Source organism: Acidobacteriota bacterium (assembly GCA_016700075.1).
Taxonomy (GTDB): domain Bacteria; phylum Acidobacteriota; class Blastocatellia; order Pyrinomonadales; family Pyrinomonadaceae; genus OLB17.
In genome coordinates this window covers 1,620,902-1,644,803 of the sequence record CP065000.1, presented here as the reverse complement: position 1 = coordinate 1,644,803, position 23,902 = coordinate 1,620,902, and the positions used below count along the sequence as shown (strand labels likewise).

Annotated in this window: 24 protein-coding genes and 1 tRNA gene; 6 read left to right on the top strand and 19 right to left on the bottom strand. The window is 53.1% G+C overall.

All coding sequences use genetic code 11. The features are described 5' to 3' along the window. The first annotated feature begins 1 nt into the window (after window position 1). The 3 genes from IPM50_07370 to IPM50_07360 are packed head-to-tail and all read left to right on the top strand — an operon-like array spanning window position 2 to window position 4,035. The gene (locus tag IPM50_07370; protein QQS34375.1) at window positions 2–1,447 is read left to right on the top strand and encodes an FHA domain-containing protein; all 1,446 of its coding nucleotides are present in this window, start codon (window positions 2–4) and stop codon (window positions 1,445–1,447) included. Continuing rightward, window positions 1,444–3,342: an NAD(P)-binding domain-containing protein gene (locus tag IPM50_07365; GenBank protein QQS34374.1), complete on the top strand. Its 1,899-nt coding sequence runs from the start codon at window positions 1,444–1,446 to the stop codon at window positions 3,340–3,342. Before IPM50_07370 ends, IPM50_07365 begins: the two co-directional genes overlap by 4 nt. 3 nt (window positions 3,343–3,345) lie before the next feature. Further along, window positions 3,346–4,035 carry a tetratricopeptide repeat protein gene (locus tag IPM50_07360; GenBank protein ID QQS34373.1) on the top strand — a complete coding sequence of 230 codons (690 nt, stop codon included), beginning with the start codon at window positions 3,346–3,348 and terminating at the stop codon, window positions 4,033–4,035. Between the two features lie 85 nt (window positions 4,036–4,120). Here IPM50_07360 and IPM50_07355 read toward each other — a convergent pair. Beyond that, window positions 4,121–4,195, bottom strand: a tRNA-Asn gene (locus IPM50_07355). 197 nt (window positions 4,196–4,392) lie between these two features. On the opposite strand from IPM50_07355, the gene IPM50_07350 reads away from it, so the two are divergent. After that, a complete protein-coding gene (locus tag IPM50_07350) occupies window positions 4,393–4,842 on the top strand; it encodes a hypothetical protein (protein ID QQS34372.1) in 450 nt (149 codons plus the stop codon). After that, on the top strand, window positions 4,821–5,102 hold the full coding sequence (locus IPM50_07345; protein ID QQS34371.1) for a hypothetical protein: 282 nt from the start codon (window positions 4,821–4,823) through the stop codon (window positions 5,100–5,102). Before IPM50_07350 ends, IPM50_07345 begins: the two co-directional genes overlap by 22 nt. Here IPM50_07345 and IPM50_07340 read toward each other — a convergent pair. The 15 genes from IPM50_07340 to IPM50_07270 all read right to left on the bottom strand — a co-directional run bounded on the left by IPM50_07340 (window position 5,084) and on the right by IPM50_07270 (window position 20,701). Further along, window positions 5,084–5,971 (bottom strand): SDR family oxidoreductase, encoded by an 888-nt coding sequence (locus IPM50_07340; GenBank protein ID QQS34370.1) that lies wholly within the window; start codon window positions 5,969–5,971, stop codon window positions 5,084–5,086. The genes IPM50_07345 and IPM50_07340 overlap by 19 nt on opposite strands. 6 nt (window positions 5,972–5,977) lie before the next feature. Then, on the bottom strand, window positions 5,978–7,519 hold the full coding sequence (locus IPM50_07335; protein QQS34369.1) for an NAD(P)/FAD-dependent oxidoreductase: 1,542 nt from the start codon (window positions 7,517–7,519) through the stop codon (window positions 5,978–5,980). A 30-nt stretch (window positions 7,520–7,549) separates the two neighbouring features. After that, a complete protein-coding gene (locus tag IPM50_07330) occupies window positions 7,550–10,003 on the bottom strand; it encodes a DUF262 domain-containing protein (GenBank protein ID QQS34368.1) in 2,454 nt (817 codons plus the stop codon). 139 nt (window positions 10,004–10,142) lie between these two features. Continuing rightward, window positions 10,143–10,454 carry a type II toxin-antitoxin system RelE/ParE family toxin gene (locus IPM50_07325; GenBank protein QQS34367.1) on the bottom strand — a complete coding sequence of 104 codons (312 nt, stop codon included), beginning with the start codon at window positions 10,452–10,454 and terminating at the stop codon, window positions 10,143–10,145. Beyond that, window positions 10,451–10,675, bottom strand: coding sequence for an addiction module protein (locus IPM50_07320; GenBank protein ID QQS34366.1), 225 nt, complete (start codon window positions 10,673–10,675; stop codon window positions 10,451–10,453). Before IPM50_07320 ends, IPM50_07325 begins: the two co-directional genes overlap by 4 nt. A gap of 88 nt (window positions 10,676–10,763) precedes the next feature. Continuing rightward, on the bottom strand, window positions 10,764–11,036 hold the full coding sequence (locus IPM50_07315) for a type II toxin-antitoxin system VapC family toxin (GenBank protein ID QQS34365.1): 273 nt from the start codon (window positions 11,034–11,036) through the stop codon (window positions 10,764–10,766). A 131-nt stretch (window positions 11,037–11,167) separates the two neighbouring features. Next, complete coding sequence (locus tag IPM50_07310; protein QQS34364.1) at window positions 11,168–11,407, bottom strand: hypothetical protein; 240 nt, start codon at window positions 11,405–11,407, stop codon at window positions 11,168–11,170. Window positions 11,408–11,509: 102 nt separating this feature from the next. Then, a complete protein-coding gene (locus IPM50_07305) occupies window positions 11,510–12,487 on the bottom strand; it encodes a deoxyhypusine synthase family protein (GenBank protein ID QQS34363.1) in 978 nt (325 codons plus the stop codon). A gap of 1,025 nt (window positions 12,488–13,512) precedes the next feature. Further along, entirely contained in the window at window positions 13,513–14,124 is a 612-nt protein-coding gene (locus tag IPM50_07300) for a hypothetical protein (GenBank protein ID QQS34362.1), read from the bottom strand. 58 nt (window positions 14,125–14,182) lie between these two features. Beyond that, entirely contained in the window at window positions 14,183–14,578 is a 396-nt protein-coding gene (locus tag IPM50_07295) for a helix-turn-helix domain-containing protein (protein QQS34361.1), read from the bottom strand. 153 nt (window positions 14,579–14,731) lie between these two features. Then, window positions 14,732–15,730 (bottom strand): ribonucleotide-diphosphate reductase subunit beta, encoded by a 999-nt coding sequence (locus tag IPM50_07290; protein QQS34360.1) that lies wholly within the window; start codon window positions 15,728–15,730, stop codon window positions 14,732–14,734. Window positions 15,731–15,748: 18 nt separating this feature from the next. Continuing rightward, complete coding sequence (locus tag IPM50_07285; protein QQS34359.1) at window positions 15,749–16,171, bottom strand: hypothetical protein; 423 nt, start codon at window positions 16,169–16,171, stop codon at window positions 15,749–15,751. Window positions 16,172–16,195: 24 nt separating this feature from the next. Further along, window positions 16,196–18,532 carry a ribonucleoside-diphosphate reductase subunit alpha gene (locus IPM50_07280; GenBank protein QQS34483.1) on the bottom strand — a complete coding sequence of 779 codons (2,337 nt, stop codon included), beginning with the start codon at window positions 18,530–18,532 and terminating at the stop codon, window positions 16,196–16,198. Between the two features lie 695 nt (window positions 18,533–19,227). After that, a complete protein-coding gene (locus IPM50_07275) occupies window positions 19,228–19,992 on the bottom strand; it encodes an MBL fold metallo-hydrolase (GenBank protein QQS34358.1) in 765 nt (254 codons plus the stop codon). A gap of 157 nt (window positions 19,993–20,149) precedes the next feature. Continuing rightward, window positions 20,150–20,701, bottom strand: a complete 552-nt coding sequence (locus IPM50_07270; GenBank protein QQS34357.1) for a DUF1844 domain-containing protein — start codon at window positions 20,699–20,701, stop codon at window positions 20,150–20,152. Between the two features lie 164 nt (window positions 20,702–20,865). Here IPM50_07270 and mazG point away from each other — a divergent pair, with 164 nt between their 5' ends. Beyond that, a complete protein-coding gene (mazG, locus tag IPM50_07265; GenBank protein QQS34356.1) occupies window positions 20,866–21,681 on the top strand; it encodes a nucleoside triphosphate pyrophosphohydrolase in 816 nt (271 codons plus the stop codon). Window positions 21,682–21,707: 26 nt separating this feature from the next. Here the strand turns inward: mazG and IPM50_07260 are convergent, their stop codons facing one another. The 3 genes from IPM50_07260 to IPM50_07250 all read right to left on the bottom strand — a co-directional run bounded on the left by IPM50_07260 (window position 21,708) and on the right by IPM50_07250 (window position 23,872). Further along, window positions 21,708–22,034 carry a type II toxin-antitoxin system PemK/MazF family toxin gene (locus IPM50_07260; protein ID QQS34355.1) on the bottom strand — a complete coding sequence of 109 codons (327 nt, stop codon included), beginning with the start codon at window positions 22,032–22,034 and terminating at the stop codon, window positions 21,708–21,710. Next, a complete protein-coding gene (locus tag IPM50_07255; GenBank protein ID QQS34354.1) occupies window positions 22,022–22,264 on the bottom strand; it encodes an AbrB/MazE/SpoVT family DNA-binding domain-containing protein in 243 nt (80 codons plus the stop codon). Before IPM50_07255 ends, IPM50_07260 begins: the two co-directional genes overlap by 13 nt. Before the next feature lie 207 nt (window positions 22,265–22,471). Continuing rightward, window positions 22,472–23,872 carry an ankyrin repeat domain-containing protein gene (locus IPM50_07250; protein QQS34353.1) on the bottom strand — a complete coding sequence of 467 codons (1,401 nt, stop codon included), beginning with the start codon at window positions 23,870–23,872 and terminating at the stop codon, window positions 22,472–22,474. Window positions 23,873–23,902: the final 30 nt, after the last annotated feature.

Sequence of the window (23,902 nt, the reverse complement as noted above, 5' to 3'; positions counted from 1 at the left end):
TATGGCAGAAACGCGTGAAAACTTCAGGATAGTCTTTGCCAACACGGGCGAAGCGGTCGCTTACGCGCAAAATTCCGTCCGCATCGGCCGCCTCGACAGCTGCGAGATAACGCTCGACCACAGCACCGTTTCGCGTATCCACGCCGGCATAACACTGCAGGACAAGAAGTTCATCGTCGCCAATCTTTCCACGTCGAACATCATAACGCTGAACGGCCGCCTGCTGCCGCCGCAGGCCGACGACATACTTGCGGGCGGTGATACTATCCAGATCGGGCCTTTCACCATTGCGGTCACGATCGACAGCGGCATCGCCACGCTGACCGTCAACCGAGCCGTTACGGGTGCCGATGTCGCGGGCGAAAAGGCGGCTGCCAAAAAGCCTGAGTCCGTTTCGGGCGACGTACTGAAAGTCTTTTGGGAAAAGCGGAATCGCGAAAAAGAAGAATGGGGAACTCGTCTGCGGCCCGCCGAAAAGCCTGTGCCCGGCAAGGCGATGTACAATTGGCGTCCGACACGCGACCTTCGGCGTTCGTGGCGTATGGGCGTTTTTGTCTGGGCGACACTCGTACTGGGTGCGGCGGGCGTTTACGCTTTTTTGAAGTATCCGCAGGCATACGCACCGAAACCGCTTGCGAATCCGCACGCACAGCCGATCGAGGGCTCAGAGATCGCAAATATGGCGAACTCCAACTCCTGCACGACGTGCCACAGCCCGAACGAGCCGATGGAAAATTCGTGTATCGCTTGTCATCAGGCGAGCCAATTCCATCCGACGAATACAAAGGCACACGAAGATGCCGGTATCACCTGTACCGTCTGCCACAAGGAGCATCATGGTCCTGAGTTTCGGTCAAACATAACGGCGATCCGCATGTGCGCCGAATGCCACAACGATGCGAACAAGCAGACCTACAACGGCAAGTCCGTCGGTACACCGCACGGCGGCACCTACGGCTATCCGACACAGAACGGGCAATGGATCTGGCAGGGCGTTTATCGCGAGGTCGCCGACGCGATACCTGAACTGCTGCGGCCCGCGACCGGCGACAAGGATGAACAGGCTAAGCTGAGCCGCTATTTTCACACGATACACGTCGCCCGGCTCGAGGTGCCCGCCGGGCTGAAAGGTGACAAACGCGGCCTTGTTTCGTGCTCGACTTGTCACAATACTTTTGATCCGATCGACCGCGAAACACCGCGTCAGACATGCGCTGCTTGCCACACAACGCGTGAAGGCGATCCGACGCGCGACACACGTTTCGGCGTGAACACCAGCAATTGCATCTCGTGCCACGTACAGCATCCTTACAGCGGCCGACGATGGCAGGAGTTTCTGACCGACGAGGCTCTCGAACGCCGCCGCAAAGCGGTCGCACGCATCCTGGCACCCGAAACATTGGAACCGAAACCGTCACCGACGCCCGAACCTGAACCCGAACAATGAAGCTGCTGCATATCATTTTCTGCGTAGCGATCGCGGCATTCTTGGTCGCGTTGAACAGGATGTTCGTCCCGGCGGATGCGGCAACGTATGGCGGGCTGTCGCTCGTAGGCTGGCTTAGTATTCTCGCGTTCGTCGGCGTATTGGGATTTGTTGCGGTCGCGGGCGACGCGGCACGTGCGGCCACGTTCTTTCGCCGACGCGACATCATGGATGCCTCGGCTCCGAAGATCCGCACACTTGATGAGAACGAGCTTCGCGAGCTTGGCCTGGATAAATACCGCGGCCCGAGTTATCCGCATCCGATCATTTTCCCGGACCGATGCATCGGCTGTCAGGCATGCGTTGACGCCTGTCCGCACGATGTGCTGGCGATAGTTGACGGCAGAGCTTCGGCGGTCGCTCCCGACCTGTGTATGGAGGATACGGCATGTCAGGCGGAGTGTCCCGTAAATCCAAAGGCATGCATCGTCATCAACACGGCCAAAGAGGTGCGTTCGCTGCCGACGCCGACGCGAAACGGAGCTTCTTTTGAAACGAACGTTCCGGGCTGCTACATAATCGGCGACGTTTCCGGCGTGCCGCTGATCAAGAACGCCGTTAAAGAGGGCGCCGAGGTCATCGCACGCATCCGCGAAGAACTCGCCGCTGCGCCGCCCGATCCGCAGACGGAATACGATGTCGCAATAATCGGCATCGGCCCCGGCGGAGCCTCTGCCGCAGCGGCTGCACACGACGCCGGTCTGCGATACGTCGGTATCGAACAGAACAATATACTTTCGACCATCGACCTGTATCCAAAGGGCAAATATATCTTTTTCAAACCCGACACGAAGGACTGGGACGGCGGCATACCTGCGGTCGGGCTTGGACTTGCAAAAGCGAAATACGGCGGCGACGCGGCCGACGACGATTCGCCCGTTATCGAGGCCGCGGGTCCGGCGGTCGATGCGTTGATCCGGCAAAATGCGTCGGCAGTGCACGACAAACTGATCGGGCGAATACCGCAGCAGCTTCGCGGTGAGCTGTCGCCGCTGCTGCGCGAGAAAGCGGCCAAGGAGATGAAACGCCGCGTTGCCGCATTTCTGCGGTCAAAAGGCTCCGGTGATTGGGCCGCCGTCAGTCGTCAGCATCTCGAGCCGGCGGGCGAGGCACTTGCGTCAGAATTTCGCGCCGACGTCGTCGATCAGCTTCAGCGGAAAATTCCCGGCGACCAGCGTGAGAACATACTTGCGATCTGGCTTGGCAGCCTTGCCGATCGCGGCGTCAAGATCAACGAATACGAAAGCTGCAAGTCGGTCACGCGTGCGGACTCAGGCGACGGTTTCGTTATCAATACCGAACGCGCCGCCGACAAAGCACAGCAAACATATCGCGCACGCCGCGTCATCATCGCGATCGGGCTTCGCGGTGCGCCGAACAAACTGCGTCTGAAGGACGAGGAAAAGATGACCGTCACGCTGGACGGCCGCGAGACTCAAAAAGTGCAGTACGGCCTGTCGGAGCCTATGGCCTTCCGCGGCAAAAAGATCGTCGTAGTGGGCGGCGGCAACGTCGCGGTCGAAGCCGCAGTAGATCTGGTCTGCGTACGCGACGGCAACGCCATTTCACCTCGCCGCCCTGAGGATATGAATCAGGTTACCGTCCTCGTCCGCGATTTTCTGGCACCGACCGTCAAATTCGGCAACAAGCTCCAGCTTTACAGTTGCGCCGAACGCGGCCTGCTAGATCTGCGTTTCGGTGTCGGCATAAAAGAGATGCGCGAGCGGGAAGTCGTACTCGAGGACGTGCCGACAAAGCGGGAAATTGAGATACTAGAGAACGATCTCGTTTTCGCTCTCATCGGCGGAGAGCGGCCAAACCGCTTTTTGGAATCTATCGGCATCGAGATCAAGTAGTAAATGAATAAAGAGAATCTAATGTACGGAGTGATCGGCCTGCTCGTAGGCTCGATCATCGGTTTTACGTTCGCAAATAATGTAAACAGATCATATGTCGGCCAGGTGCCCGCGGCCGCAAATACCGCTGCGCCCGGTTCCGACCCCACTCTCCCGCCCGGCCATCCGCCGCTTGCCCCCGGCGGAAACTCGGACACGGCGATGCCGCAGATCGCTGAATCTATCGATAAGGCACGCAACGAGCCGCAAAATTATGAGGCGCAGATGACCGCTGCCGACCTCTACTATCAAATACAGCGTTTTGACGATGCTGCGAAATTCTACGAACAGGCTGTCAAGCTCAGGCCGAAAGATGCCGAGCCGCTGATCAAGCTGGGCAACGCGCGTTTTGACGGCGAGCAGTTTGCCGAGGCCGAAAAGTGGTACGTCAAGGCTCTCGAGATCGACCCGAAGAATCTGAACGTGCGGACCGACCTCGGCCTGACGTTCTTCCTGCGTGAACCGCGCGACCTCGACCGTGCCATCAAAGAGTTCAAGGCGGCGCTCGCGCAGAAGCCTGACCTCGAGATCGCACTGCAGAATCTGATGCTCGCTTACAAAGAGGCAGGCGACGAGGCGAACCGTAAAGCGACTGAAGACAAACTCCGAGCTATCAACCCGTCAAATCCGGCTCTGGGTCCGCGGCCGCAATAGCTTTTTGTGACAAGCCGGTCATAATTCACGCAGTTTTTGCATAAAACCAAAAGGGCGTTCGCAAAACGAACGCCCTTTTAAAGATTGGCTCCGCAGGTAAGACTCGAACTTACAACCCTTCGGTTAACAGCCGAATGCTCTGCCATTGAGCTACTGCGGAATAAGGCACGCCGCAAATCGCAGCGAACCTAAAGATTAGAAATTCAGCAATTGATTGTCAAGTATTATGGCCTGCGTTCGCCGTGGTCATGGCTTATTGAATATAATAAGGCAACTCGTTCGGGACGTCAGCGATAAAGGTGGGCACTGCTCCTATACCGCCGCCCTATACCGCCGCTCGGCAAATAAGGGAAAGATATGACGACATCTAAGACCAAGTTCTTAGTCGCAGCAGCGATACTGTGTGTTTTAGGCGTCGGCGGGGCTTGGGCACAATCGGCGGTGGTTTTTGTTCCTTCGACGGACACGATCGAGAGCGGAAAGGTAGTGATCGGGGCTGATCTCTACTCGCACTTCGGCCGGTTCAGGAACGGCGGCCTTATTTCCACCGGACCGACATTCGGCTACGGGCTGACCAAAAATATGGAGATCGGTGCGAATGCCTACGCCACGCGTACCGAAGGTGGTTGGACGGGCGAATTCCAGCCGAATATAAAATGGCGTCCGGTTGACCAGGATAAATTCGGCATCAGCGTATCGTTGGGAGCAATAGGTTATGTCCCGATCAAGGACAGCAGCCAAAAGACCGCCGCAAAGCTTTACGTAAACGCAAGCCGTTCGTTCAGATGGCGAAAGACGCACGTCTGACCGGCGGCATCTACCGCATCGCAGGCGGCGGCAGTGATTTTGGGGACAAGACCGGAGCTCTTGTAGGATTTGAACAGCCGTTGATCAAAGATAGGCTGGCCTTTGTTGCAGACTGGACAAGCGGCGTGAACAAGCTCGGTTATTCGTCGGCGGGGTTCAATTACAAAATGGGAAAGCAGGATCTGATCGTCGCGTATGCTTTCGGTAATACGGGCCGCAGAAACAACTTCCTCTCGCTGCTTTATTCGTTCACATTCTGATCGGTCGTCTTGGCTCTTTGTTTTGCTCGATAGACCTCGTCGTTCAGCTTGCCGCCGCTCATGAAATTCACCACCGCGAAATAACTTCTGGGAAAGATCCGTGCGATCCGGCTGATGATGGCGGCGTCCGGGCCGACCAGGATCCGAGGCTCCCGCCACAGCATGCCGGTAACGATGATCTCGGCAGCGCGTTCGGGCGTCGTACGGGAGAGCAGCTTATTCTGAAATTTTCGCTGTTTTTCCAGTTCTTCTTCGGTGATCGAAACGCCGGCGGCGATGCGAGCGTTGTTTACGATGTTCGTTTTCACACCGCCGGGATGTACCGACGAGACGGCGATATTTGTACCTTCGAGCTCGTGCCGCAGCGATTCGGTAAAGCCGCGTACCGCAAATTTGCTTGCACAATATGCGGCCTGTCCAGGCGGTGCGACCATACCGAAAAGGCTTGAGATATTTACGATGTGAGCTGAATCCTCCTTCTCGAGATGCGGCAGAAAAAACTTCGTTCCGTGAACGACGCCCCAGAAATTCACGCCCATCAGCCACTCGATCTCGTCCAGCGAAACGTCCCTCACGGTCCCGCCGAGAGCGACGCCGGCGTTGTTGATAAGGTGAGTTACGCGGCCATGTTCGCGGACGACTTCGTCAGCAAATTGCCGCATCGCATCGCGGTCGGCGACGTCCACCTCGTGCGTTGTTACCTTCGCACGGCCGGTGATCAGCTTCGCGGTTTCGGCGAGGCCTTCGGCGTTCAAGTCGGCTAAGGCAAGGCCCGCGACACCTTCTTTTGCGATACGAACCGCAAGCGCCCGTCCGATGCCAGAGCCCGCACCGGTTATCACCGCAACGCTGTCTTTCTTGATCGTCATCTCAGCCTAATGAAACTCCATCGTATCATCTTCCAGCCGTCCGTAGCGCAGCATCCGCAGGTCTTTGAAATAATTTTGATGCAGCCGCCAAGGGTGTTTTGAGCCCTGGCTCGGGATCTCGTTGAGGGCACGCAGGACGTAGCCGGAATTGAAATTTAGAGCCGGTTCGCGAGTGACGGAAGGGTCATTTAGCCGCGGGACGCAGTACGTATATCCATGCTCATCCATGTAGTTTATCAGCCGGCAGACGTATTCGCTGGTGAGGTCGCATTTGAGCGTCCACGAGGCGTTCGTGTAGCCGAAAGCTTGTGCCACGTTTGGCACGTCGTTATACATCATTCCTTTGTAGGCGACCTTTTCGCTGTGTACGACCGGCTCGCCATCCACGATGAGTTCGAGCCCGTCCATCAACTTTAATATCAGCCCCGTTGCCGTAACGACAATGTCGGCATCGATCGCATCGCCGTTCTTGAGCCGCACGCCGGAAGCGGTGAACGTCTCGATCTCGCCCGTGACGATCGACGCTTTGCCCGACCTGATAGAGTTGAACATGTCCGAATCCGGCACGATACACAGCCGCTGGTCCCACGGGTCGTATCGCGGCGTGAAATCGTCAAGATGCTCTTCGCCGAGCTCAGCCTTGATGCCCTTTGCGATGAGCCGCTTCATCAGAGCAGGCCGCCGCCGCGAGAGCGTGTAGAAAAAGCTCTGCCGCAATATGTTCTTCCAACGCGACAGCGTGTATGCGGCCTTGTCCGGCAGAATTTTGCGAAACGCATTTGCGATCCGATCCTGCGAAGGCATCGTCACGACATACGTCGGCGAACGCTGCAGCATCGTAACATGCCCCGCATCCTCAGCCATCGCGGGAACCAGAGTCACCGCCGTCGCACCGCTGCCGATCACCAGCACACGCTTGCCTGCGTAGTCCAAACCTTCGGGCCATTTCTGCGGATGCACCAGCGTGCCTTTGTAATCGCCAAACCCCGGCCAGTCTGGCGTGTAGCCCTCTTCATACCGGTAATACCCAGTACACAGATAAAGGAAATTACACGAATACCAAACTCTCCCGGTCTCCCCATCTCCCTGTCTCTCAGTCTCACTTCGCTCTTCCTTTGCGGCTTTGCGGCTTTGCGGGAGATCTTCCCCGCCGAGGGGCACACTCCCGATCGGTCGTGCCTCCGCCTCGACCGTCCACTTCGCCTCCACCGAGTCCCACTCCGCACGCCTGACACGGTGGCCGTAGCGGATCTCTTTTTCGAGGTCGTATTCTCGTGCCGTTTCGCGTATGTAATTCAATATCGCCGGCCCATCAGCTATCGCCTTACCGTCACGCCACGGTTTAAATCGATATCCGAGCGTGAACATATCCGAATCCGACCGCACACCCGGATACCGAAACAGATCCCAGGTCCCGCCGCTTCGTTCACGCCCCTCAAGTATCGCGAACCGCTTCCCCGGCAGGTCCATCCGCACCCGTGCCCCCGCCCCGATCCCCGAAAGCCCTGCACCTATTATCAAGATGTCGAAGTGTTTAATCGGGCTCATCGCAACCGAAGGAAAAACTCTTAGTGCAAATTAGTTAGCGGGAACAGAATTAATAGAAATTTGCCGGCGGTAAGCGGAAATATCCCAGTCTAATTCGCGCCAATATGATTTGTCTCTTTCAATGTGTACCTCAATGTCTGCATCTGTCCATCCGATACCCTCGATCCGTTTCAATAGTTCAGGCATGGGAATCACAAAGGCTATTCCTTCCTTCGGGGACGTGAAAACAATAAAACTCGATTTATCGGAACGAGAGAGAGCAATTCTCGCCTTTTCGTCAATTCGATACCAAAGCACCTTATCCATATTCGAGTTTTGAAAATAAACCATCTCGGTAACCGATTCATACATGAATCTGAACCGTACCGCTTTCTCGAATTCCGAATCGAATTCTCGCTCTAGAACAGTCTCTACGAACCGTCGAGTCTCTTGGGTATCCATGCGGGTCGCTCCGGCATCAACTGCAGGTTCCCGAAACTCAGTAATTTTACGCTCTTCTCCGTTTGAATCGATGAATTTCCAAAACGTCCATCCATTTTCTGTGTTGTCGGCAGGAGCACCGAACTCAGTCTTGACAGCAATGGCCGCTCGGCTTGGACTATCGAATATCTTCTCCTTGTAATAGATCTTGTGGCTAGCGGGATTAAATGAAGCATCAACCCGATGGCCATGGTAAGTTCCAAACACCTTGATATTGGCGGCTTCTTGAATTTTTGGTTCCTCGTAAAACCGCATACGGATTTCCGACGACGGCTCAAATACGTGCTTTTGCAAAACCCTAAAAATCTCCTCGATCCGCAAATCGAGAAAAAACTGATATTCGTCGTCGAGTTCCCCTGTCAAGAGATCCTTGCTTATAAGGTGATTTTCTAATGTCTTTTCGAATTCCGTATTACTTTCCTTGATCTTGTTCAGATATTCTGAGGGGCATTGTGAACTAATCTTGATATTCAGCTTCTTTGGAACCAGCGTCCTGTTTCCAACGCAGTCTATCAAATCAGCACCTGGTTTATCGGAATGGACTTTTTCCAAGTACGCCTTCGGGAAAATGTGATGATCTTCAAGCTCCGAATTAAGAGATAGCTTACTATCGTTGTTCCAGTTGATCAGCCCCCCTACATGAAAATTGATCAGATTCAAAATTCCCTTGTAGATAGCATTACCCTTCTTCTCAAATCCATATAAATCTTCCTTGCCTGTCACCTGAGATTTCTCTAACTTGTTGAAAAATGAAGCTGAGGAAATCTTGTTACCTTTCGCAATACTTGTCAAAATTGTTGAATCCTCGATTATCCTTTCATTTGACGCACCCGAATACCTCATTGAAAAAATCGAGTTCAGGTACCAATATGTAAGAAACTGCTTTTGTTCTTGGGTCATTCTGTGATAATCACCCCCCAACTCATTGAGGAAAATCATCATCGGAATGAGCATATTCTCGTAAGGCATCCAGCTCTGGGAAATAATAAAACTATTTTCATAAAGAAAATCCAGGGTGATCCGATAGTAAGTTGTAAGCCGATCCCACAAATCTTCGAAATCCGACGCCTTTAGATGTGAGAGAATATAGTTACGGTCCACCTCTTTGCCTTTGCTAGTAATGTACGCAATTGCACGAACAATGGTCTCGGGCGATAAATCATAGTTGGGATTTGTATCCCGAAAGTCTTCGATCTTCTTCTTAAGGTTAAAATTCCCGGTGTAGAGCTTGGCTGCCAAAATATCGATGAAGTTAAGTTGTACACCGCGGGTGTTGCTTCGCTCAAAAAATACGACAAACTTTTCGAGGCTCATATCCAAAAGATAAAATGAAAGCAATTTCTCTTGTTTGAAGAGTTCGACCAGTTTTTTCTTCAAATATCTATATTTCTTAAATTCTGCAGCAATATCAAAATCATCATCTTTACTGAAGCTTGCGTAATACAGAGAGTTTTCGAAGTAAGTCCGAATCTCAGCCTCGTCTAGATCTTCCTGGTCCATCCTCCATACATCCGAAATGCGGATTGACATCTGTTGAGGGTCCTCAGATCCCGCGAACTCAGCCAACAATGATTCTAAACTAGATTCAAGAAAGGGTTTTTCTAGTACCGCTTCATCCTTCGCAATAAACCAAACAGGGTCGATGCCTTTGATTGCCCGATATAATGCGGTGGTTCGCTGCTGTCCATCTAACAACAATCTAAATTCAGATTTATTCAGTCTTTGCCGTTCCGCAATCTGCTCCTTTGTTACTGTCTTGATTTCGAGACGCGGCCGCCTCTTACCTTTCTGTGCTTTGGGTCTAGTGTCGATTTCTCGGACGGCGATTTCAAAAGATGGAATCCCATAGATTATTGCTCCAACGAAAATATCCTTGACGATTGAGTCGAAGAGATCGTAAGTCTTGGTTATTTCCCAGACAAAATCGCGTTGAAATTCTGGCAATGAAACATAGCCAGCATCGATGTCAGCAACTACCTTCGTGATCGATTGAGTTTGTTCCATAAGACTATTTCTTTAATTATTGCTTTGGATTAGAAATTACAAAGAGATCCCATTTTGTTTGCGTGGATTGCAAAACATGACTTCCACCCCAAAACATACGCGAACATCACCGAGGCGGCGGTCGAGGCTTTGAGAAGCACTATTCACTCAGTACGATGCCCTGCAACCGCGTTTCCGTCCAAGCCGGGTCGCGGCGGTCATCGAGGACGGCATAAACATTGACGTTGGAGCCTTCCATTTTGTAGTAGACCGAATAGGGAAAGCGTTTGCAGATCATTCTGTAATAACCGCCGTCGAACTTTTGATGAACCCCGGCATAGATGTTGAGCGAGCGAAGGTCGGCCATTATCGAGCTTAGGAAATATGCCCCAAGCCCTTCGCCGAGGGCTTCGTAAAATCGGATGCCCTCAGCGATCGTGCGGCGTGCGGAACGCAGTACCCGAATTGTCATTTCAATTCGGCTTTGAGGTCTGCCTCGAGCTCATCAAGGCTGATGAACTCGTCTTCTCCGTTCGCCACCGCGTTCTCACGATCTGCGAGATAATCTCGGTGCCACGCAGGCGGTTCGCTGTTGACGTTACGCTCGGTCATGCTTTTCCAGAGAGCTTCCATCAGCTCGATCTGCTGAGCCGGCGTCATTTGTTCAATATCCGGAATTGTCTGTACGGTCATGCGGAAATTATAACATCGAGCCCAAATCTACCACCCCAAAATATAAGCAACCATCAACGGTGCGACGATCGAGGCGTCTAACACCGGATCAAATTGAAGAGATGTTTCTTATTATATTGAGTCCCAATGTCGAAAGCCGCTCGTCGTTTGTCCAAAATTCATCGCAGCCGTTTTGTATGGCGGATGCAAGATGGATCGCGTCCGGTGTTTTCAGATTGGGGTTATTGGCACGGAGAATGGCGGCTTCGGTGAACACAATATTGGTTACGGGCAAAACCGATATTCCGTGAAACCATCGCTTGAATTTATCTTCTAGCCGGTGGTTTCCGGTTCGCAGGGGGCCGACGAGGCATTCCATCACGGTCAGATCTGAAATAAATATCTAGGCATCCGGACGGCTTTCGAGCGAGGACTCAATTGCGGGAGCAAAGACGCGATGTTCTTCGACAAGATAGATAGCGACACTCGAATCAAGATAGATCTTCGGCTCCGTCAATCCCACGATTCACGAGCCTCCTCGATCTGCGCGTCGATCTCCTCAGCGGTGGGACGTGCATCGTCGGGCAATCGGTTAGACCTAAGGAAATCCAAAACGCTCTTTGCGGTTCGCTCCCCGTTCCCGTTCTCGTCGAGCAGTGTTACGATGGCCTTGGTGGTCTTCGTGACCTCTACCGGCTCCAGAAGCCGCACGTTTCCGCCTACGTCAATTTCTGCTTTTATCGTTGTCAACATAACTATTCCTTTGCCAATGAATTAAAGTAGGGCTTTCGGTTTGTGTCCGCCGCACTTTCATCTATGCAAATCTAACACCAATTGTTAGATCTGCATAGATAATTACCAGCCCAATACATAAGCAAACATCAACGGTGCGACGATCGAGGCGTCGGATTCGACGATGTATTTTGGGGTTGAGGCTTCGAGTTTGCCCCAGGTTATTTTTTCGTTAGGGACGGCGCCGGAGTAGGAGCCGTAGCTTGTTGTCGAATCGCTGATCTGGCAGAAGTAGCCCCAGACGGGGACGCCGTCGCGTTGCAGGTCCTGATGGAGCATCGGGACGACGCAGATCGGGAAATCGCCCGCGATGCCGCCGCCGATCTGAAAGAAACCGATCGTGGAATCATCGGCTGCGTTGTTCGTGTACCAATCGGCGAGCATCGTCATGTATTCGATACCGGTGCGGACGGTGTGAACATTTTCAATGTCGCCTGTGATGACGTGGCCCGCAAACATATTGCCCATCGTCGAATCTTCCCAACCGGGCACGACCATCGGCAGGTTCTTCTCCATCGCGGCGTACATCCACGAGTCTTTCACGTCGATCTGGTAATACTCCTCGAGCGAGCCGTTTCGCAGAACCTGATACATAAATTCGTGCGGGAAATAACGCAGTCCCTCGGCCTCAGCTCGCGTCCAGACCTCGACCATCGCTTTCTCCAGCCGCCGCATCGCTTCGTGTTCGGGAATGCAGGTATCGGTAACGCGATTCATGTGACGGTCGAGCAACGCCTGCTCGTCCTCGGCCGTAAGGTCGCGGTAATTCGGAACGCGCTCGTAGAAATCATGAGCGACGAGGTTGAACAGGTCTTCCTCAAGATTCGCCCCCGTGCAGGAAATGATCTGCACCTTATCCTGTCGGATCATCTCGGCGAGGCTCAGGCCCAGCTCCGCCGTCGACATCGCCCCGGCGAGCGTGATCATCATCTTGCCGCCGCCGTCGAGATGCTGTTTGTACCCTTCCGCCGCGTCGATGAGCGCCGCCGCGTTAAAATGCCGATAGTGATGCTTGATGAATTCCGTGATCTGTCCGTTCATAAGATTATTGCCCGCGAATAGCGCGAAAAAACGCGAATAGAAAATAATATCCTATTCGCGTCTTTTCGTGCATATTACGTCGAGTGCTATCGACGCTTTCTACGACCGCCACCTGATTTATTTGGTCGCTGGGTTAGTGCTGATGCCGCAACTGACTTAATCCTTGCGGGCGTTGATTTGGTTCGCAGCAGCGAACTTGCGATAGTTGCCACCTTCTTCGAAGTGGTCTCATTCTTACGTACCATAATAAACGTGGTTGAATACTCGGACGGCTTCCCACGACCGTCCGGCCTTGAACTAGACGGCAAGAGTATGAGTTGGTCGGGGAATACCTACGTTCGATACTAGATCAACGAGACGATTATCCCCGTACAAACTCTTCCTACCGCCATCCGAAACAACGAGCAGCGCGTAGTCAACTTTCATGTTTTCGCGTTCCAAGAATGACGCAAAGTCCGACAGAAGCCTATACGGCGATCTACTTCTTTGCTGAACTCTTGTTACTACGAAAACTGCCAAATTACACCACTGATGCTTCGTCGCATGTTGACGAAAATACGAAAAATTAACAGCCATAGCTATCAACTCCTATTCGAGTCTGGTTTGATTTACGGGGAACTTGTGATAGATTACGGATTGTCTAGATACGTCGTTTACCAAAAGTAGAAATTTCGGAGCTTCCGACTCGCCGAGAAGCACTTGGATTATCCCCAAACATCGAAGAAATTATTTCTTCGGCTTCTTGCGAACACGAATCGGAATAGCTTTCTTGCCATAGCTACGAGCATAAATACGCCGTCTAGCGCGTTTATTCCAGTAGCTGGCAACGAAAATTATCTCGAATTCATCTTTTTGAGTTGTCATACGTTTCCTCATTGGACCAGTGGCCTAGGTTAAGAGGAAACTTATCGGCTACACGACGTGGGCATTGCTTACATTGTAAGCAATTGTCGAACAACCAATGTCCCCGTTTCCTCGCGAAATGGGACCTGTAGAGAGCCTTCTGATGCGCCCTGGTAAGCTATTTAGAAGGCTCTCACTTTATCCAACAATCGAAGATTGCGTAACCGCACCTCTACAAATGCTGGATTAAGATTTACGATCTCCGATATTGATCGAACGGTAGCTCCACGCTCGACCTCGGCTTCAATAACCTGCTTGGGAAGAAATAGTGACTTACAGAATTCCCATGCCTGCCACTCAGGGCATTCGAACGCCTTAATCTCATCACGACGAAATAGACGTTGTTCTGGAGCGTGCGTTCCGTCATGAGTAAAATTCTCAATCTCGTTCTTCTTTTTGAATTGATGGGCATGCAACACACAGTGCCCAGCTTCGTGACCAATTGTAGACCGACCAAAGCGTAAGGTTGATCGGTCATGTGCTTCAATCAACTCCGTCGAAACTGCCGACTCTAACCGTGACGGATTCGTATATCCGTGAATGCCATGTGCCAAACGTTGATAGCCAGTCGAGATTCCAAACCGCTTGGGCAGATAGGTCTCGTAAAATCGCTCAATATCGAGAGCGAGCAGCCTATCTAAGGCCTCAGGACAAAAGTCTTTTAATGTGGTCGACGCAAACTTTTCAATGCGAAGCCTGCTGAGGCCATTTGCCTTCATTGTTGGTTTATTCATTCATAACCCCCTGTCCTGAATATCGGTAATGCCGCGGATCTAAGAGATTGAAGAACATCTAGTCTGCTTCACGAGCATCTAGTCCGCTTTCGAGAATCTTCGTGCGCATTTCTTCAACATACTTGTCTAAGACGCTCGTAAATCCATCATCCTCGCGAAGTAGAATCTGACTCATTTTCAGGAACTCTCCGAGTCGTGGCTCACCATCGACCCAAACTTTCAAACTTTTCGGAATATTCATCCGGACTTCATCGGCTAGATTTGCAAGGTGGCCATCGGTGACGCCGAGCAATTTCTCAATTTTCTCAACCACCGTTCGTTCCGGCGGATTCTTACGCCCGCTATCGATATCTGAAACATATCCAATTGACTTCTCTATCGTGGCGGCAATCTCCCTAAAAGTTAGGCCGCTATTTAGTCGTGCCCTTCTAAACGCTTCTGCGAACCTATTCATAGTTGTCTCCTTTCAGTTTTCCGCCCATAAGGCGGAAACGGCTAGTTTAAAATGCCGTTCGAATCGAACGGCTCTTTATACTTTACTCTCAAAGGAACTTCATGTCAATTTCACCTCAATATTTAGTATGCACGGTCATCGCTCCTACTATATCTAGAACGCTTCGCCGAAGCTGACCTCGCCGGCGACGGCGACCTGATATGCCGAGACGCGGCGTTCGAAGAAATTGGCCAGTTCTTGTACATCTTGCAGGTCCATGAACGAGAACGGGTTCTTCGCACCGAAGGCCTTGTTCAGCCCGAGCATCATCAGCCGCTGATCGGCGATGAATTCGAGATACTGCCGCATATCGGCGACCGACAGGCCCGCGACGCCGCCCGAAAGAATGTCCTCGGCAAACTGCATCTCGCAATCAACTGCCTCGTTGATCATCGTGACTATATCGACCTTCAGCTGATCGTCGAACAGTGCCGGTTCCTCTTCGCGGACCTTTTTCACGACCTCAAAAGCAAAGCTCATGTGTGCCGATTCGTCGCGAAAGACCCAATTCGTGCCTGCGGCGAGGCCGTGCAGCAAACCCTTTGACCGCAGGAAATATACGTAGGCAAACGCCGCGAAAAAGAACAGCCCCTCGATGCAAGCCGCAAAGCAGATCAGATTTAGAACGAAACGCCGACGGTCCTCGACCGTATTCAGTTGGTCAAGTTCGTTGATCGAATCGATCCATTTCAGGCAAAAATCGGCCTTTGTCTTGATCGACGGAATGTTCTCGACCGCCGCAAAAGCCGCCGCACGCTCGTTGTGATCGGGAATATACGTATCGAGCAGCGTCAGGTAAAACTGCACGTGCAGGGCCTCTTCATAAAGCTGCCGCGACAGATACATACGGGCTTCCGGTGCGTTGATGTGCTTATAAAGATTGAGCACAAGGTTGTTGGCCACGATCGAATCGCCGGTCGCAAAGAAAGCTACAAGCCGATTGATCAGATGCCGCTCCGACGCCGACATCTTATTCTTGAGGTCCATCACGTCGGTCGAAAAATCCACCTCTTCGACGGTCCAAGTGTTCTTGATGGCGTTCCGGTACATCTCGTAAAAGTCCGGATACTTCATCGGGCGAAGTGTTAGGTCAAATCCTGGGTCTAGTAACATGAGTTTATAAGTCTAAATCTATTTTGTTGCCGGCACAGGTGCAGTCGTGTATATCCCTTTAGGTCCTTGTTGCGACTCATACTGATTCTTATACAGTACGGGGATCAGCGGCCCTTGACCTGATTTATTTGCCTGCTCGATCGTTGTCCAATTTGAAAGGGATGCCGACATCCGATGAGTGTGCGTCTCGTGAGCCGATTTCAAGCTGGTGAGGTTCTTATCGAGGCCTGAGACCACGAGCTTTGCCCCCGCCATTTCTTTTTGCAATTGATCGACCTTCTTTTCCAGATCCTGGATCCGCTTCATCATCGCTTCATTGCCCATCGCCGGGTTCAGCACACTCGGGTTGTTGATCTGAGCACTCGATGATGTTGATGATGACAAGAACGCGGTAAGTGTGACCGCAAAAACCAGGATCAGGCCAAATGCTAAATGTTTCATTTCAGTTAACTCTCCTTTTCAGGTTCACTGACACGCTTCACACGCCTCGGGATTCTCAAGCGAGCATGCGAGTGCCTCGTCGTCCGTATATTGTTTCTTCGGCTCGGCGGCCGCTACGGTTTCACCGGCGGCGACCTGGGCGATTCGTGTCGCGGGCCGCGATCGCAGGTAATACGTTGTTTTCAGGCCCTTTTGCCATGCATACATATACATGGACGACAGCTTACCGATGGTCGGGCTTTCCATGAACAGGTTGAGCGACGCTGACTGGTCGATGTAGGCGCCGCGGTCTGCCATCATGTCGATCAAGGATCGCATGGGTATTTCCCACGCTGTTCTGTATATCGCCTTAAGCTCGGGCGAAAACTCCTCGATATCCTGAACCGAACCTTCGGCCAGTTTGATCTTGTTACGGATGGCGTCTGTCCAGAGTCCGGCGCCTTTCAGCTCGTTGACCAGATATTTGTTGATCTGTACGAAGTCGCCCGACAGCGTCTCGCGTTTGAACAGATTGGATACCTGCGGCTCGATACATTCGTAACAGCCGGCGATCGATGCGATGGTGGCCGTCGGTGCGATCGCGATCATCAGCGAATTGCGAAGGCCTGTCTGTTTGATCTTTTCACGCAGAGCGTCCCAACGCGGCATATCATCGGGCGTTACGCCCCACAGGTCGAACTGCAGATCGCCCTTTGCGGCACGTGTTTCGAGAAATGCCGGGTGTGCTCCTCGTTCCACTGCAAGGTCGCTCGAGGCGTCAAGAGCCGCGAAATAGATCTCTTCTTGAATTTTCGCCGATATCGCTTTCGCCTCGTCCGAGTCGAACGGCAGACGCATCTGAAAGAAAACGTCCTGCAATCCCATCAGTCCAAGCCCGATATTCCGCCAGCGGTTGTTCGACTGCGACGTGGACGGAATGGCGTAATAATTCAGATCGATGACCTTGTCGAGCTGGCGAACGGCGAGGCGGACGTTGCGTCGAAGCTTGTCGTAATCGAAAGCACCGTCTTTGACGTACCGTGCTGCGTTGATCGAACCCAAGTTGCAGACAGCGGTCTCATTATCGCTGGTGACCTCGATGATCTCTGTGCAGAGGTTTGACAGGTGCACGACATTCTCGGGCCGTGCGGTCTGATTCGATTTGCGGTTCGACGCGTCCTTAAAGGTCATCCAGCCGTTGCCGGTCTGTGCCATCGTACGCATCATCTTGGCGTACAGGTCGCGTGCAGGAACCTGGCGGACAAACAGCCCTTCTTCCTCGGCCTTTGTGTATGCCGCCTCAAATTCCTCGCCAAAAAGGTCGGGGAAGTGCGGCACGACCTTCGGATCGAACAGCGACCAAACGCCGTCCGCCTGAACGCGTTTCATGAAAAGGTCCGGAATCCAGTTCGCGATGTTCAGGTTGTGCGTGCGGCGTGCTTCGTCGCCGGTGTTGTCGCGAAGTTCGAGAAAATCGTCGATGTCGGCGTGCCACGTTTCCAGATAGACGCAGCATGCGCCTTTGCGTTTGCCGCCCTGATTCACGGCGGCGACCGATGAATCCAGCGTTTTCAGCCAAGGCACGATGCCGTTCGAATGGCCGTTCGTGCCGCGGATCAGCGAACCTTGCGAACGCACGCGGTGATACGCGATGCCGATGCCGCCTGAGAATTTCGATAGCATCGCGACGTCGGAATACTTCTTATATATGCTGTCGAGGCTGTCCTGCGGCGAATCGAGCAGGAAACAGCTCGAAAGCTGCTCGTGCTTCGTTCCGGAATTGAACAGAGTCGGCGTCGAAGGCACGTATTCCAGCGACGAGAACAGATCGTAAAGATCGATCGCCTCGTGCGGGCTTTCTGCCAGGCCGCACGCCACCCGCATCCAGAAACACTGCGGCGATTCGATGACGTCGCGTGTCGTCGGATTCTTTAGCAAATATCGATCATATAGAGTCCTTAGGCCGAAAAACTCGAACAGCTCATTCCGCGTCGGATCCAGAGCGTCGTTCAGCTTGCGGCTGTTTTCGGTGACGAACTGCATCACGCGTTCGTTCACGAGGCCTTCCTTATAGCCGAATGCGATACTTTGCGAGAAAGAATGTATCTCCTGATTTCGCACCTCTTTCTCGATGTATTGGTTCAGCAGCCGTGCGGCCATCCGTGAATATTCGGGCTCTTCGAATATCAGGCTCGCCGCCGTCTGTATCGACAGCTTGTCCAGTTCCTTTGTCGTCGCTCCGTCATACAGCCCGCTGATGGTCTTGGTTGCGATGCGCATAACGTCAACGCTCGGCAGATTCGTCGTACAGCGTGAGATAGCCCGAACGATCTTATTTATATCGACGGGCTCGAGCGAACCGTTCCGCTTGCGGACCTGCATCGATGTCTGGGTTGAATCTTCAGCTCGGCGGGCTGCTGCATTTTGAGTAGAGACAAAGGTATCCATAGTTTTTCAGACCCTGCGACCCTCAGAGACGAGGTGCTTCGTATTCTCTGTGCTCTCTGTGGGCTCTGTGGTGAAACGCACGTCAGAGCATCGCGGCGTATTTCGAATTTTTCAATCTCAAAGGCCAAAATGAGAGAGAAAATCCTCCGACCCCGTAGCAGATGTTTTCTGAGGGGGACATCTTTTCCAAATGGCCTTTTTGTGTAATTTGCAGGAGGTTGACCCGGCCGAGCGGCCGAAATTTTCCCTGCGTGGATATAGACTATATTGTGTCAGAAATGCTTTGTCAACACAAAATATAGTGGTTTGTGTTAAATTTTCACGCCCCTCGCTAAAGCCAATCATTTCAACATTTACGGCGCGATGCCTAATGTTCCGCCTAAATCACCGCGTAACATCCGCGTAACGCATTTAAGCACAATGATTTAGCTGAAATGTCGGTTAAGAGTTCTTCAGAAGCGGCGGCTATTTTGCCCGAATAGGACACGGAGAAGCCCGCGCGTAAGCAAGGCGGTAGCGAACCTTAATAGATCCAAAAAGCCTTTTGCGATCAAGATGTTATTGTAGTCCGAGCAGAGTTCCGGATATCGCCCTTGCTTACGCATGGGCTTTTGCAACAGTGCCGATGATCAGCACTCAACGACCAGTTCGTCGTGGGCGAAGCGGACGTTGTCGGGGAGCAGTTTGGTGTCGCGGGCGTGGAGGATGTCGTGGTTGAGGTGGGTGAGGTATGCTCGGCGGGGTTTGAGGTCGGCGATGTAGGCAAGGGCTTCGTCGAGACAAAGGTGTGTGGTGTGCGGTTTTATACGGACGCAATCCAGCACCAGCACGTCGAGATCACGTAGGGCGTCCATCGACTCAGGCGGGATCACCTTGAGGTCGGTCGCATAGGCGATGTCGTTGAATCGATAGGCGATGACGGGCAGTTTGCCATGGATGACCTCGATCGGCGTCACCTCGATCCGATCGCCGATGCAGAATGGCGAAAGCGGCTCGACCGTGTGCGGGATCAATTGCGGCAACCCGCCGCCGAAATGAGACGGTTCAAAGATGTATTTGAATATCCGACGCAGGTCGGTCCACGCGATCTCATTAGCATAAACGCCCATCGCGCCATGTCGGAAATTCAACGGCCGTATATCGTCGAGCCCGAAAACGTGATCGACGTGGCAATGCGTCAATAGAACCGCATCGAGCCGATCGATGCCGGCACGCAACGCCTGCTGGCGAAAATCGATCGACGTATCGACGAGGATCTTTTTATCCGCGTGTTCGACCAGCACGGAAACACGTAGCCGCTTGTCTCTGGGATCGGTCGAAACGCACGTCTCGCAGCGGCACCCTATCGAGGGCACTCCCGTAGATGTACCTGTTCCCAGAAACGTGAGCTTCATGATAATTATTTCACCACAGAGAACACAGAGAACACAGAGAGCACGGAGAAATGGCAGGAAGCAAGCCCTTGATTACGGCTAGGAACACCCTTTTTCTCGCGCAAATTGCTCAGTTACCCAAATGTCTTTGCCTCTGTGACCTCTGTGTGCTCGGTGGCTATTTCTTTCTCCCCAGAATATCGTCGCCGGTAAATTTCGCCGCGGCTTGTGCTTTCAGCTTTTCCTCGGTCGCCCGAACGAGGTGCACATACTGCATACGCATATCGCGGAGCAGGCCTTCAAAGAGCTTTTCTTCCTTGGGGTGCAGATTACCTTTGGTCTTTTCTTTCAGCATCGCCAGAATGTCGAGCCAGTATTTCGCACCGTCCAGGTCGAGCGAAACCTGTCCCGTCGCGGGATGCGGCATCGCCCCGAGCGACGCGGCGGCATTGGTCGCCAGGGTTGAGAGGAAATTGATAAAACTCGCGGGATCATCAGCTCCCGGTATCTCGTCTTCTGCGGCCGCACTTTCCTGAGGTGCATCTTTCGGCTGATCTTCGGATAGTTTCTGCTCGGGCTCGCTTGATTCAGCCCTCGGTTCCGGCTTCGGCTCGGGTTTCGGTTCCGGGACGATCTCAACACCCTCTTTCAGCGAACCGTCAGCGTTGAATTTGCGCCTGTCCGCTACCTTGAACGTTACTTCTTCCTGGTCTTCGTCTCTGCCTATCATATCTATCAAAGGATTCTACCATTTTCGCGAAAGGCAGTTAATCTTCAGCAGATAGGGACAAGTGAGAAGTGATAAGTCAATTCACTATTCACCGAAACTCTACACTTTTCGTCGGAGAATATTGCTCCATTGACTACGCAGCAAAGCTCGTTTCTAATTGTCCTATGTCCGAAGCTTTTGATGAACTCGTCGCTGTGATGGAGCGTTTGCGTGCGCCTGGCGGCTGCCCTTGGGATGCCGAACAGACGTACGCGTCGCTGTCGCAGTATCTGCTCGAAGAGGCGTATGAGACATTCGATGCGATCCAGCATGCCGAATCGACCGGAGACGTCGAGCATCTAAAAGAGGAGCTCGGCGATCTGCTGCTGCAGGTCGTTTTTCACTCGACCATCGGCAAGGAACGCGGTGAGTTCACCATCGACGACGTCAGCCGCGGCACCGCGCAGAAGCTCGTCCTGCGGCATCCGCACGTCTTCGGCGACAAAAAGCTCTCGCGTGCCCAAGATGTTCTCGATAATTGGGACAAACTGAAAGCAGATGAACGCGCGGCGTCCGGCAAGGCCGAGAAAACAAAGGATTCGCTGCTCGACGATGTGCCCGTACATTTTCCCGGCCTGCTCGAAGCGTTGAAAGTAACCAAAAAGGCCGCAAAAGTTGGTTTCGATTGGGAAAACGCGGATCAGATATTCGATAAAATATCCGAAGAAACCCACGAACTCCGCGACGCCGTCAGCAGCGGCGATTCCAAAGATATCGAGGGCGAGATCGGCGATCTGCTCTTTGCGGTTGTGAATCTCGCACGCCATCTCGATGTCGAGCCCGAGACCGCACTCAAACGCACGAACCGCAAATTCCGCGAGCGTTTTAAATATATTGAGGACAAACTGAAAGCCGGCGGCCGCACTGTCGAAGACGCCTCTTTAGAAGAAATGGACGCACTGTGGAATGAAGCGAAAACATTGCGTTCCTCAGCGTCTTAGCGGCTATTATCGGGGACCAGAACCGCTCACTCCGCAAAAAGCTCCTGTAGTCTTTCGATGACAATTTTCTGCGTGGCGGCATCGATGTCGCCGATCTTTTTCACGAGGCGTGCCTTATCGACGGCTCGAAGCTGGTCGAGGATGATGGAGCGTTTGCTTTTTAGCAGCTCGACGGCGATGCGCGTAGGGAAATCTCCCCGATAGGTTGAAACGGGTGCGATGATGACGTGTTCCAAATGCTCGTTCATCTCGTCGGGCGAGATGACAACGCATGGACGGGTATTTTTCGGATCGTCTGAAACCTCATCGTCGAGATTCAGCAGATAGGCCTCGAAACGCTTTACCATTGCCATTGCCTCCGGTCAAAATCGTTCGAACCGTCGGCGGTCAGCTCGTCGTCATTTTCGGCGATGCTGCGAAATGCGGCGTCCCAGCCTTCACGCGGTTTTCCGGAGCGTTTTATCAGGATGCCTTCATCGCGGAGTTCCAGATCCACCTCGCCGGAAATGCCGCTTTCTTCGAGCATCATTTTTGGCAGACGCAGGCCCTGAGAGTTTCCGATCTGTATGATCTGAGCTTTCATAATTACATTGTAATTACGTCCTGCTCAGAACGTCAATTAGTTTGCCCGCGAAACACGCGAAAGACACGAAAAACCGAGGAAGCGGTCGATACACCTGGTTCTTTACTATTCCCAGTATTCTCTGCGTCTACGCGTCTCTGCGGTAAAACCCTCCCGCAAAGCCGCCAAGACGCAAAGGACCGCAAAGTAAAGGCAATAACCTAAAACCTAATTTCGAGTATCCTCATCTTCTCCGTCGCCATCGCCCTGTGGCTTGGCTTTCTTCTCCGGATCGCCGGAGCGGCCGCCGTAGCTTTCGATCAGTTTGACGACCTCACCCTCTGCCGCCAGATCCCAGGCTGTCTCGCCTTCGTCGTTCTTTGCGTTCACTTCGGCACCCGCGGCGAGCAGCATCCGAACGTGCTCGACATCTTCGTCCCACGCTGCACGCATCAGCGCGGTCATGCCTTTTTTATTTGAGGCGTTGACGTCGGCACCTGCTTTGATCAGTAGTTTCAGGACTTCGTCCTCCACCTCGCCCGCGGCAAGGATCAGCGGTGTGTCGCCGTCCTCGTCAGATACGTTTACGCGAGCCTTGTATGAAAGCAAAAGCGAGACCAGCTCCGGCGTGGCGTCATCGTCGATCTGCATCAGCGGCGTTCGGCCCCTGCCGGTCGTGAAATTGACGTCCGCTCCGAAATCGAGCAACGCACGCGCGATCTCTAAATTCCCGTCGCCCACCGCAATGAACAGCGGCGTTATGCCGCGAGCATCACCTTCACTATCGTCGGGCCGCTCGCCCGCGTTCAGCAAAGCGAGCACCTCATCAATATCTTCGTCCGCGACCGCTTTGCCTAGCGGGGTGGTGTATTCGATCGTAACGGCGACGGCTCCCGTCATGACAACTAGATCACCAACATCCAGCTTGATCTCGTTAACAACATCTACAAAGACATTTATCGGTTCGATGTCCATTTCGGCGTCGTTCTTTGTCGTTTCCGCCTCGCGAATAACGATGGTCTCGGAATAGGTGCGAAATCCCGGCGAGCTCGATTCAAGCATGTACCGGCCGGGAGCCACCATTTCGAAAGCATAGTGCCCTTCGTCATTGGACACGGTATTTCGCTCCTGCCCGGATTCCAACAGAACGAGCCGAACCGCAGCACCGGGAATGACCGCACCGTTCGGATCTGTGACGGTGCCCGAGACCCTCGCTCCCGATGCCGCACTAATGCCGCTAGATACGGCAGGCGATGCTTCCCGCCGCTGCGATTCAGCAACTGCGGGGCGTTCGGCGGGCGTTTGCTGTGCGGGAAGCTGCGTTGCAAATGCGAGCAGCGTCGAAAAAGCACCCGCCGCCGCACGGGTGCGTTTTCGCGTGATGTTCACGAGCTGCTCGGCAAAGAGCGGCCGCTTCGACACAGGATCGGCGACGTAACGCACACAGAGCTCCCCGCCGCTGTTACGAACCAATCGGCGGGCCTGTTTCTCGGTCATTTGCGAGACAAAATTGACGTGTTTCGAGCAGTGCGAACAGAGCCTGACGACGTCGTTGCCGCTCATCTGTTCCCAATCTTCATTACAAGGCGTAGCGACCCTCAGCGAGTCGGCAAATCGTTTTCCGGACATAGTTCACCCTCCGCGGACACGATGTAAACC